Genomic DNA, 14,706 nt, shown 5'->3' with positions numbered 1-14,706 from the left:
GGCAGGCCACCCTCCCCGGGGAGGCGGCCTGCCGCCGTCGTACTGATTTCAGTTCAGGCCGAACACCGGCCGTACCTGGACCCAGTGCCTCAGACTTTGGCGCCGGCGAGGATTTCCTCGAGCCGCTCGTAGGCTTCACGCAATCCGCCTTCCATGCCGGACTGGGCCATGCCGTCGCGGGCCTCCATGCTGGGGTAGACCGCGTGGGCGGTCAGCCGGGTGCGGCCGCCGCCAAGATCCGCAAAGGTCAGGAACTCGATGCTGACGACGTCCGGGTAGCCGTCGAATTCGAAGGTCTGGATGGCGAAGTCGTTCTCCCGCACGGTGTGGAAGACGCCGTTGAAGCCGTAGGGAACGCCGTCCGGCCCGGTGTGGGTGTAGCGGTAGCTGCCGCCGGTGCGGAACTCGTAGTGGTCGACATCCATCTTCAACCGACGTGGCCCGAGCCACCGGGCCACCAGGTCGGGCTCCTTGTGGGCCCGGAAGACGTCGGCGACGGGAAAATCGAACTCCCGCTCGATATCGATGAAGGGCAGTCCCTCCGGAACAGTGACTGTCAGGGCGTTGGTCATGATGAATCCTTTGCCTGTGTGCCGCGTGCCGCGGCCTCTGATTGGAGCACAGCATCAAGGCTGCGGAACTGCCCCTCGCGGACCAGCCGGTACTGGTCGATCCATGCGGTGAGCGCCTCCAGCCGTGCGGGGTTCAGGTGGACGGGCCGGCGCTGGGCGTCACGGGTGCGCGTGACCAGCTGCGCCTGCTCGAGGACCTGGATGTGTTTCGAGACCGCCTGCTTGGTGATCGCGAAAGGTTCCGCCAATTCATTCACGGTGGCCGGGCCCCGGCTGAGCCGGGAGATGATGCGGCGGCGGACGGGGTCAGCGAGGGCCAGAAACGCCGCGTTGAGCATCCCGTCGTCGCGTTCGTCCACTAGGTGCACCACCTCCTCCCCGCTGGGCAATCTGGCAATCAATGTCGGGCCCGGAGGACTGATCAACGGGCTGATCCTGATTAATCAACCGGTACATTGATCAACCTCTAGGTTGTTAATGCTACGCCTGGCCGCCGAGGCGCACAAGGCCTCAACGCGGGGTCACTTCTCGTCCATCCCCGGCCCCCGGATGGGCGCGAAGTGACCCCGCGTTCCGTTCTGGGGGCGGGATTGCGCCGTAGGCTTGTGGTGCCCGAAAATTCCTTGTTAGTATGTCAGGACAAACTATCAAAGGAGTTGCGAGTGCCTCTCGTGCGAATAGACGTCAACCAGGGCCGGAGCCCCGGGCAGCTCGCGGAGCTCAGCCGGGGGATCCACGACGCCATCCTGGCCGAGTATGGCATTCCGGAGCGGGACTACTTTCATGTAATGACCGAGCATCCGCAGGGCCAGATCGTCGCCCAGGATGCCGGCCTCGGTTTTGAGCGGACCCCGGACGTGGTGATGATCCAGATTTTCACCCAGGCCGGGCGCAGTCAGCAGGCGAAGCAGTCCCTGTTTGCCGCCATTGCGGGAAAGCTGGCGGCCGTGGGCATTGCCGGCGAGGACGTGTTTATCGGTTACGTCGAGAACACTGCGGGGGACTGGTCCTTCGGTTTCGGCCGGGCGCAGTACGTCACCGGCGAGCTCGGCGTTCCCGGAAGGTAGCCGCAGAGCCTCGCCCAAAGCCGCACGGGCAGCCCCGCCCCGGCGGCCGATCAGCATCTCCTCATCCAGTTGTAAATATGTCAGTACAAACCTTTGACAGTACATGGATTCTAAGGCAAAGTAGTTGGTGTGGCCCGGCTCACGCCAGCCCGCCAAGCATCGAAGCTCAGGCTGTGTACACGTACAGAGTTCACACAGAAAGGTCCACGATCCCCGTGACCCACGAACTGCTCACGATCGGGCGCATCAGCGTTGATATCTACCCGAATGACATCGGCGTGGATTTGGAGGACGTGACGTCCTTCGGCAAATACCTTGGCGGCTCACCGTCCAACGTGGCCGTCGCCGCTGCCCGCCATGGCCGCCGCAGCGCAGTCATTTCCCGCACCGGCGACGACGCCTTCGGCACCTACCTGCACCGCGAACTGCGCAAGTTCAACGTGGACGATTCCTTCGTCACCGCGGTCAAGGAATGGCCCACCGCGGTCACGTTCTGCGCGATCAAGCCCCCGGACGACTTCCCGCTGTACTTCTACGGACGGTTCCCCACCGCCCCGGACCTGCAGATCAGGGCGGAGGAACTGGACCTGGACGCCATCCGCGACGCCGGCATCTTCTGGTCCACCGTGACCGGCCTCTGCCAGGAGCCCAGCCGCAGCGCGCACCTGACAGCCCATGAGGCACGGCCCCGCACCGGGCTGAAGCCGGGCCAGTACACCATTTTGGACCTCGACTACCGGCCGATGTTCTGGGCCTCCGAAGCCGAAGCCCGGGAACAGGTGGCCAAGATCCTTCCGCACGTCACCGTGGCCATCGGCAACGACAGGGAGTGCGCCGTCGCCGTCGGCGAAGGCACTCCGGACGAGCAGGCCGACCGGCTGCTCGCGGCCGGCGTCGAAATCGCCGTCGTGAAGCTCGGCCCTGAAGGCGTGATGGCGAAGACCCGCACCGAACGCGTCGTGTCCGCTCCGGTCCCGGTGGAAACCGTCAACGGACTCGGGGCCGGGGACTCCTTCGGCGGGGCCTTCTGCCACGGGCTGCTCTCCGGCTGGCCGCTTGAGCAGATCCTTGATTTCGCCAACGCCGCCGGCGCACTGGTCGCGTCCCGACTGTCCTGCGCCGATGCCATGCCGACGCCGGACGAGGTCACCACGCTGCTCGCCGAACGCGGCCGACTGGCACCGGGGCACTACGCCGCCGAAGGAGCAACCCTGTGAGCCTGCATCCCGCCTCCGCCACCACCGTGGTGGACGATGATCCCCGCCGCTACGAGCACCTGAGCATCATCCGGCTCGAAGACCCGGACGCCATCGCCCGGGCCGCGAAGGCACGCCCCCGGCACCCCGGCCCGAAATCCGGCCAACAGAACTTCATTGTCGCCGCCGACCACCCGGCCCGCGGCGCCCTCGCCGTCGGCAACGACCCGGTGGCCATGGCCGACCGCCGCCAGCTCCTGGACCGGCTCCGGATTGCGCTTGCCAATCCGGACGTGGACGGCGTCCTGGCCTCGCCGGACATCATGGATGACCTGCTGCTGCTCGGTGCGCTGGACGGCAAGCTGCTGTTCGGTTCGATGAACCGCGGCGGGCTCTCGGGCCTGGTCAACGAACTGGACGACCGCTTCACCGGCCACACCGCCGCTGCGCTGGAGGCGCTGGGTGCCGACGGCGGCAAGATGCTCACCCGCATCTGCCTGAGTGACCCCGACACCGTGGCCACTCTGGAAGCCACCGCCCAGGCGATCGATTCGCTTGCCGCGCGCAAGCTCATCGCCATGGTGGAACCCTTCCTCTCCGTCCGGGAAAACGGAAAAATCCGCAACGATCTCTCGACGAACGCCGTCATCAAGTCCGTCGCCATCGCCGAAGGACTTGGCTCCACGAGCGCCTACACCTGGATGAAACTGCCGGTCGTGGCCGAGATGGAACGCGTTCTGGCAGCCACGACGATGCCCACCGTGCTCCTCGGCGGGGACCCGGACAGCAGCCAGGACGACGTGTTCGCGAGCTGGGAAGCAGCCCTCGCACTTCCCGGCGTGCAGGGACTCACCGTTGGCCGGACCCTGCTCTACCCGCACGACGGCGACGTCGCCGGCGCGGTGGCGACCGCGGCGTCGCTGCTCCACCACACCGCCTCCACCGGCACCGCCTCCGCCCGGACCGCATCCGCCCGGACCGCAACCGCCCGCACCGCAGAAGTATCGGAGTAAATTCCCATGGGAATCACAGCTGCATCAGGAACACGCAGAATGACGGTCGCCCAGGCCGTCGTCGAATACCTATCCAAGCAGTACACCGTCGATTCGATCGGCGGCCTGGACTACCGGGAGCGGCTGATTCCGGGCACTTTCGGGATCTTCGGCCACGGCAACGTTGCCGGCGTCGGACAGGCGCTCAAGCAGTACCAGCAGCTCAATCCGACGATCATGCCGTACTACCAGGGCCGCAACGAACAGGCCCAGGCCCACCAGGCCGTCGGGTACGCCCGGCACACCCGCCGCCGGCAGACCTTCGCCATCAGCACCTCGATCGGGCCCGGCTCCTCGAACCTGCTCACCGGTGCCGCGCTGGCCACCACCAACCGGCTGCCCGTGCTGCTGCTGCCGAGCGACACCTTTGCCACCCGCGCCGCGGACCCCGTACTGCAGCAGCTCGAACAGCCCCACGGCTACGACATCACGGTCAACGACGCGTTCCGTCCGCTGTCCAAGTTCTTTGACCGGGTGACGCGCCCCGAGCAGCTGTTCTCCGCCTTCCACCATGGGCTCCGCGTGCTGACGGACCCCGCCGAGACCGGCGCCGTCACCATTTCGCTGCCGCAGGATGTCCAGGCCGAGGCCTTCGACGTGCCCGAGGAATTCCTGGCCGAGCGCGAATGGCGGATCCGCCGCCCCGACGCCGACGACGAGGACATCCGCCGCGCCGCCGCGGCCATCCGCGCCGCGAAACGCCCGCTCATCATCGCCGGCGGCGGCGTGCTCTACGCCTACGCCAACGACGAACTCGCGAAGTTCGTCGAGCTGACCGGCATCCCGGTGGGCAACACCCAGGCCGGCGTCGGCGTCCTGCCATGGGACCACAAGTTCTCCCTCGGCGCGATCGGCTCCACCGGCACGACGGCGGCGAACGCCATCGCCGCGGAGGCGGACCTGATCATCGGGATCGGCACCCGGTACGAGGACTTCACCACGGCGTCCCGGACCGCGTTCCAGAACCCGGACGTGAAGTTCATCAACATCAACGTCGCCGCGATCGACGCCTACAAGCACGGCACCTCGCTGCCGATCGTCGCGGACGCCCGCAAGGCCCTGGTCAAGCTGAACCAGGCCCTGGGCGGCTACCGGATCGGCGCGGACCTGGAGCAGCAGATCGCGACCGAGAAGGCCCGCTGGGATGCCACCGTGGACGAGGCGTTCGATACGCGCTTCACACCGCTGCCGGCCCAGAACGAGATCATCGGCGCCACGCACCGGGCCATGGACGCCCAGGACGTGGTCATCTGCGCCGCCGGTTCCCTGCCCGGTGACCTGCACAAGATGTGGCGGGTCCGGGACCCGTTCGGCTACCACGTCGAATACGCCTACTCCTGCATGGGCTACGAAATCCCCGGCGGCCTCGGCGTCAAGCGCGCGGCGCTGGCCGAAGCCGCGACGGGCGGTGCGCAGCGCGACGTCGTCGTGATGGTGGGGGACGGTTCCTACCTGATGATGCACACCGAACTCGTCACCGCCGTCGCCGAACGGATCAAGCTGATCGTGGTCCTGATCCAGAACCATGGCTACGCCTCGATCGGCTCGCTTTCCGAATCCCTCGGCTCCCAGCGCTTCGGCACCCAGTACCGGGCGCTGGATGAGGGGAACCACAGCTTCGACGACGGCGACCGGCTCCCCGTGGACCTGGCCTTGAACGCCGAAAGCCTCGGCGTGAAGGTGATCCGGATCGAACCGGGGGAGAAGGTCATCGCCGAACTCGAACAGGCCGTCCGGGACGCCAAAGCGGCCCCCGAACGCGGCGGCCCGATCCTCATCCACGTCGAATCCGACCCGCTGCTGGACGCCCCCAGCTCCGAATCCTGGTGGGACGTCCCGGTCTCCCAGGTCTCCGAGCTCAACTCCACCAAACAGGCCTTCCAGACCTACATCGACCACAAGAGCCAGCAGCGCAAGCTGCTCGGCTGACCCCGGCCCCTGCGCCACCCCCGCAACCCACCCCACAAGGACATTCTGATGAGCACCCCCACCCTCACCACCACCAAAACCATCCACCACTTCATCAACGGCGCCGAAACCGCAGGCGCCGGGGACCGCACCCAGCCCGTCTACAACCCCGCCACCGGTGCCGTCACCGGGCAGCTCCGGCTGGCCAACCGGGCGGACCTGGACGCCACCGTCGCCGCCGCCCGCGCCGCGGCCGATTCCTGGGGCGACTTCTCCCTCGCCAAGCGCACCGCCGTGCTGTTCAAATTCCGCGAACTCGTCGCGGCCCACGTGGACGATCTCGCCGAGCTGATCACCGCCGAGCACGGCAAGGTCCTCTCCGACGCCAAGGGCGAAATCGGCCGCGGCCTCGAGGTCATCGAGTTTGCCTGCGGCGTCCCTACCCTGCTCAAGGGCGACTACTCGGACCAGGTTTCCACCGGGATCGACGTCTTCTCCTTCCGCGAGCCGCTCGGCGTCGTCGCCGGCATCACCCCGTTCAACTTCCCCGTCATGGTCCCGCTGTGGATGGCGCCGATGGCGATCGCCACCGGCAATGCGTTCATCCTCAAACCCTCCGAACGCGACCCCTCCGCCTCGATGCTGCTGGCCAAACTCTGGAAGGCTGCGGGCCTGCCCGACGGCGTCTTCCAGGTCCTGCACGGCGACAAGGAAACCGTCGAGGGCCTGCTGACCCACCCGGACGTGGACGGCATCTCCTTCGTCGGCTCCACCCCGATCGCCAAGTACGTCCACGAGACCGCCACCGCGCACGGCAAGCGTGTCCAGGCCCTGGGCGGCGCCAAGAACCACGCCATCGTGATGCCCGACGCCGACCTCGACAACGCGGCGGACCACCTCGCCGCGGCCGCCTTCGGCTCCGCCGGTGAGCGGTGCATGGCGATCTCGGTCGCCGTTGCCGTCGGCGACGCCGCGGACGGGCTGGTCGACAAGGTCCGGGAACGCGCCCTCGCCGTCAAGGTCAACAACGGCACCGCCCCCGACGCCGAGATGGGCCCGGTCATCACCCCGGCCTCCAAGGAACGCATCGTCCGGATTGTCACCGAAGCCGAAACCGCGGGAGCGGCGATGGTGGTGGACGGGCGCGACCTCGTCGTCCCCGGCCACGAGGACGGCTTCTGGGTCGGCCCCACCGTCCTGGACCACGTTCAGGCCGAAATGACCGCCTACACGGAGGAAATCTTCGGGCCCGTCCTCGTTGTGGTCCGGGTGGAGGACCTCGACGCCGGCATCGCCCTGATCAACGCCAACCCCTACGGCAACGGCACCGCCATCTTCACCTCCTCCGGCGCCAACGCCCGCAAGTTCCAGCGCTCGGTGGATGTCGGCATGATCGGCATCAACGTGCCGCTGCCCGTGCCGGTGGCGCACCACTCCTTCGGCGGCTGGAAGGCCTCGCTCTTCGGCGACAAGCACATCTACGGTCCGGAAGGCGTGTCCTTCTACACCCGCGGCAAAGTGGTCACTTCGCGCTGGCCCGAACCGACCCACGCCTCGGGCGCCTCCTACAACTTCCCGTCCAACTAGCACCTAACCCCAATCGACTGCTCCGTACCCGCCGTTCTGAGCGTCCAAAACGGCATCTGCGGAGCATTCGATGAGAAGGAATGGAAAATGACTGAGAACAAGCTGATCATCGGCACCGCGCCGGACTCCTGGGGTGTCTGGTTCCCGGACGATCCCGAGCAGACCCCGTGGGAGCGCTTCCTCGACGAGGTCGCCGAATCCGGTTACAAGTGGATCGAGCTGGGTCCCTACGGCTACCTGCCCACCGACCCCGCCCGGCTTGCCGAGGAACTCAAGGCCCGCGACCTGAAGATCTCGGCCGGCACCGTGTTCACCGCGTTCCACCGCGGCCTGGACCAGTGGGAAACTGCGTGGGAACCGGCCCGCAAGGTCGCCGAACTCACCGCCGCGATGGGCGGGGAACACATGGTGGTCATTCCCGCGATGTGGCGCGACGACGTCACCGGCGAGGCGGTGGAAAGTGGCGAGCTCACCGAGAAGGCCTGGAGCGACCTCTTCGCCGGCCACAATCGACTCGGCAAGACCCTGCTGGAGGACTTCGGCCTGAAGCAGCAGTTCCACTCGCACGCCGACTCACATGTCGGCGCGCAGGAGGACATCGAGACCCTGCTCGCCTCCACCGACGCGAAGCACCTCAACCTCTGCCTGGACACCGGCCACGCCGAATACTGCGGCGCCTCCAGCCTGGAACTGATCAAGAACTACCCGGACCGGATCGGCTACCTGCACCTGAAGCAGATCAACCCGGACATCCTCAAAAAGGTCAACGCGGAGAACATGACGTGGGCCGCCGCCAACCTGGCCGGCGTGATGACCGAACCGCCAAACGGCCTGCCGGACCTGCGCGCCGTCATCGAGGCCGTCGAGGCGCTGAACCGGCCGATCTTTGGCATCGTGGAACAGGACATGTACCCCGTCGCGTTCGACGTCCCGATGCCGATCGCCAAGCGCACCCGCAACTACCTGCTTTCCTGCGGCTCCCGCACCGCCGTCAACTAGAGCCGTCAACCAGAACTGAGGACAAGACCATGACAAAGACCCTCCGCGTAGCCGTCATCGGCGCCGGCCGTATGGGCGCAGACCACATCCAGCGGCTCAACACCCGCATCCACGGGGCGGAAGTTGCCGCCGTCGTCGACGTCGACCTCGCCCGTGCCCAGGCCGCCATCGAGGGCATCCCGGGCGCCGTCGCCCTGGCCGACGCCGACGAGGCCCTCAACAACGGCGACGTCAACGCCGTGCTGATCGCCACCCCGGGCTTCCTGCACGAGGCCATCCTGCTCAAGGCGATCGCCAAGGACATCCCGATCCTCTGCGAGAAACCGCTCACCCCGGACGCCGCCTCCGCCTGGAAAATCGTCCAGGCCGAGGAAAAGCTCGGCCACCAGCGCATCCAGGTCGGCTTTATGCGCCGCTTCGACGCCGAATACGCCGCCCTGGGCAACATCATCCGGAGCTCCGAACTCGGCGAACTGCTGATGCTGCACCACCAGCACCGCAACCCCACCACCCCCGCGGGCTTCACCAACGAGATGCTGATCAACGACTCCGTGGTGCACGAATTCGACGCAATCCGCTACTTCACCGGCGAGGAAATCACCTCGGTCCAGGTCCGCCTCGGCAAGGCCACCCGGAACGCCCCGGCCGGCCAGCACGACCCGCAACACGTGCTGATCGAAACCGAGTCCGGCGTCCTGGCCGACGTCGAAATCTACGTCAACGCCAAGTTCGGCTACGAGGTGGCCACCCAGGCCTCCTTCGAGGACGGCATCGTCAGCATCGGCGGGGACAAGGGCCCGTACACCCGCAGCAACGGCCACTGGGGCGGAAACGTCACCCCCGGATTCGAGGAACGGTTCGGTGCTGCGTACGACGTCGAAATCCAGTCCTGGGTCGACGCCGCCCTGCGCGGTGAAATCGGCGGCCCGACGGCCTGGGACGGGTACGCCACCGCCGCCTGCTGCGAGGCCGGCGTCGAGGCGCAGAAGAACGGCGAGAAAGTCGCCGTGAAGCTGAACGCCAAGCCCGCCCTGTACCGTTAGCCACCGACCTCTAGCCACCGCGCCGGCCCGCCGCCCCCGCCCGGGAAAATGCGGCCGGCCGGCCGTGCCGCCGCCAGATCCACAATGGAGTGTTCCGAAGTGAAAATCGCCCTTGATCCCACGCCGTTCCACCACAGCCACGCACTCCTGGAGTTTCCCCGGGTGGTGGCGGACCTCGGCTACAAGTACATGCAGATGACCCCGCACGCCGATCTCATCCCGTTCCACAACCACCCGAAGGCCGATGACGAACTGGTGGGCCAGCTCAACAAGGCCTGCAAGGATGCCGGCATCGAAATCGCCTCGGTCCTGCCGGTGCTGCGCTGGTCCGGCCCGGATGAGGATGCCCGCGAAGCGGCCGTCCGGTACTGGAAGCGTGCCATCCAGATCGCCGTGGACCTCGGCGTGCACACCATGAACACCGAATTCAGCGGACGCCCGGAGAAAGCCGAGGAATCCGAGCGCGCGTTCTACCGCTCCATGGAGGAACTGCTTCCGATCATCGAACGCGAAGGCATCGACCTGCTGATCGACCCGCACCCGGACGACTTCGTCGAGGAGGGGCTGGCCGCGATCCGGGTGATCCGCGGCCTGAACTCCAAGAACGTCGGCCTGGTCTACGTCGCCTCGCACAGTTTCCACATGCAGAACGCGCCGCTGGAGATCATGCGCGCCGCGGGGGACAAGCTCCGACTGGTCCACGTCGCCGACACCATGGACCACCACGCCTCGCATGGGCTGCGCTACATCACCAATCCGCCCGGCAACCCGGTCCGGGTGCACCAGCACCTGAAAATCGGCGACGGCGACGTCAACTGGGACGAGTTCTTCGGCGGCCTCAAGGAAATCGGCTTCCTCGACCGCGAGGACACGGTGATGGTCTCCAGCGTCTTCGCCGAGGACGACAATGCCGCTGAGGTATCCCGCTACCAGCTGGAAACCATGCAGCAGCAGATCCAGAAGGTGAGCGTATGACGTCAACAGCAACCGCTCACCAGCGGAAGGCGCCGGCAAACCATAAACGGGCGCTGCGCACCGCAACCATCATCTCCACCTTCGGCGGTTTGCTCTTTGGCTACGACACCGGCGTCATCAACGGCGCCCTGCCGTACATGCAGGAAGACCTCGGCCTCACGCCGCTGACCGAGGGGCTCGTAACCTCCTCACTGCTGTTCGGGGCTGCCTTCGGCGCCCTGTTCGGTGGGCGCCTCGCGGACCGCAACGGACGCCGCAAAATGATCATGGTGCTGGCGGTCATCTTCCTAATCGGCACTCTGGCCTGCACCTTCGCCCCGAACACCGAGGTGATGATCCTGGCCCGCTTCGTCCTCGGACTCGCCGTCGGCGGCGCCTCCGTCACCGTCCCGGTGTACCTCGCCGAAGTCTCGCCGAGCGCCCGCCGCGGACGGATAGTCACCCAAAACGAGCTGATGATCGTCACGGGCCAGTTGCTCGCCTTTATCTTCAACGCCTACCTTGGCAACAGCTTCGGCGAATTGGGCGGGATCTGGCGCTGGATGCTCGTCATTGCCACGCTGCCGGCGATTGCGCTCTGGATCGGGATGAACTTCATGCCCGAAAGCCCCCGCTGGCTGGCCTCGATGGGCAGCTTCGGGGAAACTCTCAGCGTGCTGCAACGGATCCGCTCGCAGTCGGAGGCCCGGGCCGAGTTCGAGGAAGTCAAAGCCATGGCCGTGGAGGACTACAAGTCCAAGATGGGCACCTGGCAGGACCTGGGCGTGCCCTGGCTGCGGCGAATTTTCGTGGCGGGCGTCGGCCTGGCCGTCATCCAGCAGATCACCGGCGTGAACTCGATCATGTACTACGGGACGCAGATCCTCGCCCAGTCCGGCTTCGGCAGGGAGGCCGCACTGACAGCGAATATCGCCAACGGCGTCATCTCCGTCGTGGCCACCTTCGTGGGGATCTGGCTGCTGGGCAAGGTGGGCCGGCGCAGGATGCTCATCACCGGCCAGCTCGGAACGACGGCGGCGCTGCTACTGATCGGCTTCTTCTCACTTATTCTGCCCGAAGGCACCGCCCGCGGCTTCGTGATCCTCGCCCTGACGGTAACCTTCCTGGCATTCCAGCAGGGCGCGATTTCCCCGGTCACCTGGCTCATGCTCTCGGAGATTTTCCCGCTGAAGATCCGCGGCCTTGGCATGGGCGCTTCAGCCTTCGTGCTGTGGACGGTGAACTTCCTGGTGGGGTTCGGCTTCCCGCAACTCCTGGCTGCGATCGGGCTCTCCAGCACCTTCTTCGTCTTTGCCGTATTGGGGGTTGGGGCCATCGCGTTCGCCGCGAAGTACATCCCGGAGACCAAGGACAAGAGTCTGGAAGACCTAGAGCACTACTTCAAGCAGTTGGCCGCAAAGTAACCGGCCGACGGCCACCAGCATAAAGCCCTGCCCCGCTGTCAAACGCGGGGCAGAGCTTTGCGCGTTTCCGGACTGCGGGGTCTGGCTGGCTCCCGGACGGCAACGTTCGCCAGGAGGGTGCCGCTGCCACGGGGTCGCCGCTGCTAGACGACGGCGTGCAGCTTCGGGAGTGCGGCAACTAGCGGCGCCAGCTCCGGCACTTCCTGCGCCTCGGCCAGCGCGCGTTCCAATGTGGCGTCATGGCTGGGACGGGCCTCCTCCAGCAGCTTGATCCCGGCCGGCGTGAGCTCGGTGTAGATCCCGCGGCGGTCGTCGGCACACAGGATCCGGGTGAGCAGGCCCCGGTCCTCGAGCCGGTTGACCAAGCGCGTGGTGGCGCTGGCGCTCAACGCGGTGGCGCGGGCCAGCTGCTGCATCCGCATATGCCAGCCGTCCTGGCGGCTGAGCGCATCCAGCACGGTGTACTCGACGACGGACAGCTGCGCCGCCGACTGCAGGGAGCGCTCCAGCTCCGCCTCGATCAGTGCGTGCAGGGCCGCGAGGGTCCGCCAGCCTTGCGCCCGGACCTCGACGGCGTCGTCCTTGATGCCCATCAGTTCTTCCCTTCAGATCGGCCCGCCCAGCCGGAAATGACCCAAACCCAGGCAGCCCACAAATTAGTTGCTTGCGCGGCATAGTTGCTTGTGCAACAATAAATAACGCGTCTGCAACTACTAGCTTACGCTTCGCATTTCTTTCCGTACAGTTTGAAGGAGCATCTCCATGCCAATTGGCCTGATAGCACTCGCGCTCGGCGGGTTCGGGATCGGACTCACCGAGTTCGTCATCATGGGCCTGCTGCCTGAAGTGGCCGCAGATTTCCAGGTCAGCGAGGCCACGGCGGGGTGGCTCATCTCCGGCTACGCGCTCGCCGTGGTCGTTGGGGCGCTCCTACTGACGGCTGCCGTGACGCGCTTCGAGCGCAAGCCGGTGCTGGCGGTGCTAATGGTGCTGTTCATCGCCGGCAACCTGGTCTCCGCCATCGCGCCCGACTACGCCCTGATGATGATCGGCCGCATCATCGCGGCACTGGCGCACGGTGCCTTTTTCGGCATCGGAGCGGTGGTCGCCGCCAGTATGGTCGCCCCCACCAAAAAAGCCGGCGCGATCGCCATCATGTTCACCGGACTCACGGCTGCCAACGTGCTGGGTGTGCCCTTCGGCACGATGCTGGGCCAGGCCGCCGGCTGGCGGTCCACCTTCTGGGCGATCACAGGCATTGGCGTCCTGGCGCTCGTGGGAATCCTGGCGCTCGTGCCCAGGACAGGTGCCGGAGATGCCGGCGCAGGTTCTTCCACCGGCGGATTGCGCGGTGAACTGCGGGCATTCCGTTCCGGTCAGGTCTGGCTCTCCATTCTGGTCACCATCCTCGGCTACGGCGGCATGTTCGGCGCCTTCACCTACATTGCCTTTACGCTTACCGAGGTCACCGGGTTCTCCGCCTCCACCGTCCCTTGGCTGCTCATCCTGTTCGGTGTGGGCCTCTTCATCGGCAACACCGCCGGCGGCAGGGCGGCTGACCGAAACGTCGACCGCACTCTGCTCGTGGCGCTCGCCGCGCTGGTCGTCGTCCTTGTGGTTTTCGCCCTCACCGCCGACAGCCAGCCGATGACTATTGCCTCCATGGTGCTGCTGGGAGGCTTCGGTTTCGCCACGGTCCCCGGACTGCAGATGCGCGTCATGAAGTACGCCACGACCGCCCCCACCCTGGCGTCCGGCGCCAACATCGGCGCGTTCAACGTGGGCAACGCACTGGGCGCGTGGATGGGCGGCGCGACCATCACCGCCGGGCTCGGCTACACCTCGCCGATCTGGGCAGGCGCCGGGATCACCCTGCTGGGCCTTGCGGTCATGGTGTTTGCGGCGGCCGCCGCTGCGAGGACGCGCGACGGCGGCGCCGCCCCCTCGGCCGTTGTCGGCGGCGGCGTGGACAGCCAACAGGAGCGCGGGGAGCTCCAGCGGGCCTAACCGCCTTACCAACCTGCCCGGGACCATCCACGGGGGAGGCCCTAACTTGGCCGGTCAGGCGTGGTGGGCGAGGAAGTGTTCCCAGATGGATTCGTTGAGGGGCTCGTAGTAGACCGGGTTGTCGGTGTCTGCGGCACGGAATGAGTACCCGGCCGTGAGCAGGTGCCAGTCCGGGAAGGGGTCCGCGGGCAGCTCCTGTTCCTGTTTTGGGAACGGATCCGGTGGCAATTCCTGTTCCTGTTCTGGATCCGGGGGAAGGCCGCGCCCCAGGTCAATGTCCGGGTCCATGTCAGGATCCGGCGGCAGGGCGGAGTCCAGGTCAATGTCCAGGTCTCTGTCTCGGTCCGGGGGCATGGCTGCGCCCATGCCGGGGTCTCTGCCTCTGTCCGGGTCCGGTACGATTCCGCGGCTGCATCGATGTCCACGTCTGCGTTCGGGTCGGCGTAGGTGGCGAGGATTCCTGGTGGCCAGTGGGGTGGTTCCCAGTCCTGTTGTTCTGACGCGTAGTGCCTTCCGGTCGGGGAGGTCCAGCCGGGTGGGGCGTCTTTGGTGGCTCCGGCCGGTGTCCAGGCGGAGCTGTGTTTCAGGCCGTGGTGTTTGCGGCAGGGACCGCCGAGGTTGGTGATCCCGGTGGTGCCGCCGTCGGCCCAGGCCAGGAGGTGGTCTGCGTCGTTGTCCAGGGAGTGGTTGTTGCATCCCGGGAACGGGCATTTGCCGTCGCGGAGCCGGAGCCAGTGCCGGATTGCCTTGGTGAGGCGGTAGCTGGTGCGGCCGATTTCCAGTGGTGCCCCGTCCCGCGGGTCGACCAGGACCCGGTAGAAGGAGTCGGCGCCGTCGGCGATCAGGCGGCGGGCCATCGAGGGCGGGATCGGCCCGTACCCGTCCAGCATCGCCGGT

At 66.7% G+C, this 14,706-nt stretch carries 14 protein-coding genes; 10 read left to right on the top strand and 4 right to left on the bottom strand.

All coding sequences use genetic code 11. The features are described 5' to 3' along the window. Nucleotides 1-89: 89 nt before the first annotated feature. Together AC50YM_RS20200 and AC50YM_RS20195 are read right to left on the bottom strand one after the other, a co-directional pair. Nucleotides 90-572: an SRPBCC family protein gene (locus AC50YM_RS20200; protein WP_494958714.1), complete on the bottom strand. Its 483-nt coding sequence runs from the start codon at nt 570-572 to the stop codon at nt 90-92. Then, nucleotides 569-910, bottom strand: coding sequence for an ArsR/SmtB family transcription factor (locus AC50YM_RS20195; RefSeq protein WP_494958715.1), 342 nt, complete (start codon nt 908-910; stop codon nt 569-571). Before AC50YM_RS20195 ends, AC50YM_RS20200 begins: the two co-directional genes overlap by 4 nt. A 324-nt stretch (nt 911-1,234) precedes the next feature. On the opposite strand from AC50YM_RS20195, the gene AC50YM_RS20190 reads away from it, so the two are divergent. From AC50YM_RS20190 to AC50YM_RS20150, 9 genes are all read left to right on the top strand, one after another. Then, nucleotides 1,235-1,639: a tautomerase family protein gene (locus tag AC50YM_RS20190; protein WP_494958713.1), complete on the top strand. Its 405-nt coding sequence runs from the start codon at nt 1,235-1,237 to the stop codon at nt 1,637-1,639. A 215-nt stretch (nt 1,640-1,854) separates the two neighbouring features. Then, on the top strand, nt 1,855-2,856 hold the full coding sequence (iolC, locus tag AC50YM_RS20185) for a 5-dehydro-2-deoxygluconokinase (protein WP_494958712.1): 1,002 nt from the start codon (nt 1,855-1,857) through the stop codon (nt 2,854-2,856). Then, nucleotides 2,853-3,848, top strand: a complete 996-nt coding sequence (locus AC50YM_RS20180) for a Cgl0159 family (beta/alpha)8-fold protein (RefSeq protein ID WP_494958711.1) — start codon at nt 2,853-2,855, stop codon at nt 3,846-3,848. Before iolC ends, AC50YM_RS20180 begins: the two co-directional genes overlap by 4 nt. A 39-nt stretch (nt 3,849-3,887) precedes the next feature. After that, nucleotides 3,888-5,816, top strand: a complete 1,929-nt coding sequence (iolD, locus tag AC50YM_RS20175) for a 3D-(3,5/4)-trihydroxycyclohexane-1,2-dione acylhydrolase (decyclizing) (protein ID WP_494958710.1) — start codon at nt 3,888-3,890, stop codon at nt 5,814-5,816. A 48-nt stretch (nt 5,817-5,864) separates the two neighbouring features. Next, nucleotides 5,865-7,382 (top strand): CoA-acylating methylmalonate-semialdehyde dehydrogenase, encoded by a 1,518-nt coding sequence (locus AC50YM_RS20170; RefSeq protein WP_494958709.1) that lies wholly within the window; start codon nt 5,865-5,867, stop codon nt 7,380-7,382. 87 nt (nt 7,383-7,469) lie between these two features. Further along, complete coding sequence (locus AC50YM_RS20165) at nt 7,470-8,381, top strand: sugar phosphate isomerase/epimerase family protein (RefSeq protein WP_494958708.1); 912 nt, start codon at nt 7,470-7,472, stop codon at nt 8,379-8,381. 29 nt (nt 8,382-8,410) lie between these two features. After that, nucleotides 8,411-9,424, top strand: coding sequence for a Gfo/Idh/MocA family protein (locus AC50YM_RS20160; RefSeq protein ID WP_494958707.1), 1,014 nt, complete (start codon nt 8,411-8,413; stop codon nt 9,422-9,424). Between the two features lie 99 nt (nt 9,425-9,523). After that, entirely contained in the window at nt 9,524-10,399 is an 876-nt protein-coding gene (locus tag AC50YM_RS20155; RefSeq protein ID WP_494958706.1) for a sugar phosphate isomerase/epimerase family protein, read from the top strand. Further along, entirely contained in the window at nt 10,396-11,802 is a 1,407-nt protein-coding gene (locus AC50YM_RS20150) for a sugar porter family MFS transporter (RefSeq protein ID WP_494958705.1), read from the top strand. Before AC50YM_RS20155 ends, AC50YM_RS20150 begins: the two co-directional genes overlap by 4 nt. A 143-nt stretch (nt 11,803-11,945) precedes the next feature. Here the strand turns inward: AC50YM_RS20150 and AC50YM_RS20145 are convergent, their stop codons facing one another. Continuing rightward, the gene (locus tag AC50YM_RS20145) at nt 11,946-12,395 is read right to left on the bottom strand and encodes a MarR family winged helix-turn-helix transcriptional regulator (protein ID WP_494958704.1); all 450 of its coding nucleotides are present in this window, start codon (nt 12,393-12,395) and stop codon (nt 11,946-11,948) included. A gap of 169 nt (nt 12,396-12,564) precedes the next feature. On the opposite strand from AC50YM_RS20145, the gene AC50YM_RS20140 reads away from it, so the two are divergent. Next, the gene (locus AC50YM_RS20140; protein ID WP_494958703.1) at nt 12,565-13,809 is read left to right on the top strand and encodes an MFS transporter; all 1,245 of its coding nucleotides are present in this window, start codon (nt 12,565-12,567) and stop codon (nt 13,807-13,809) included. Nucleotides 13,810-13,850: 41 nt separating this feature from the next. Here the strand turns inward: AC50YM_RS20140 and AC50YM_RS20135 are convergent. After that, a partial coding sequence (locus tag AC50YM_RS20135; RefSeq protein ID WP_494958702.1) for an HNH endonuclease signature motif containing protein occupies nt 13,851-14,706 on the bottom strand: 856 nt, incomplete at its 5' end.

Source organism: Pseudarthrobacter sp. RHLT1-30-1 (assembly GCF_059383415.1).
The sequence above is the reverse complement of the archived record's forward strand: the minus strand, read 5'-3'. Positions and strand labels throughout refer to the sequence as shown.

Excerpts from the sequence above, each read along its gene's own strand:
- AC50YM_RS20150 (WP_494958705.1), top strand. The coding sequence starts at position 10,396 with ATGACGTCAACAGCAACCGCTCACCAGCGGAAGGCGCCGGCAAACCAT.
- AC50YM_RS20195 (WP_494958715.1), bottom strand. The coding sequence starts at position 910 with ATGCTCAACGCGGCGTTTCTGGCCCTCGCTGACCCCGTCCGCCGCCGC.
- AC50YM_RS20145 (WP_494958704.1), bottom strand. The coding sequence starts at position 12,395 with ATGGGCATCAAGGACGACGCCGTCGAGGTCCGGGCGCAAGGCTGGCGG.
- AC50YM_RS20140 (WP_494958703.1), top strand. The coding sequence starts at position 12,565 with ATGCCAATTGGCCTGATAGCACTCGCGCTCGGCGGGTTCGGGATCGGA.
- AC50YM_RS20170 (WP_494958709.1), top strand. The coding sequence starts at position 5,865 with ATGAGCACCCCCACCCTCACCACCACCAAAACCATCCACCACTTCATC.
- AC50YM_RS20200 (WP_494958714.1), bottom strand. The coding sequence starts at position 572 with ATGACCAACGCCCTGACAGTCACTGTTCCGGAGGGACTGCCCTTCATC.
- iolD (WP_494958710.1), top strand. The coding sequence starts at position 3,888 with ATGACGGTCGCCCAGGCCGTCGTCGAATACCTATCCAAGCAGTACACC.
- AC50YM_RS20165 (WP_494958708.1), top strand. The coding sequence starts at position 7,470 with ATGACTGAGAACAAGCTGATCATCGGCACCGCGCCGGACTCCTGGGGT.
- AC50YM_RS20160 (WP_494958707.1), top strand. The coding sequence starts at position 8,411 with ATGACAAAGACCCTCCGCGTAGCCGTCATCGGCGCCGGCCGTATGGGC.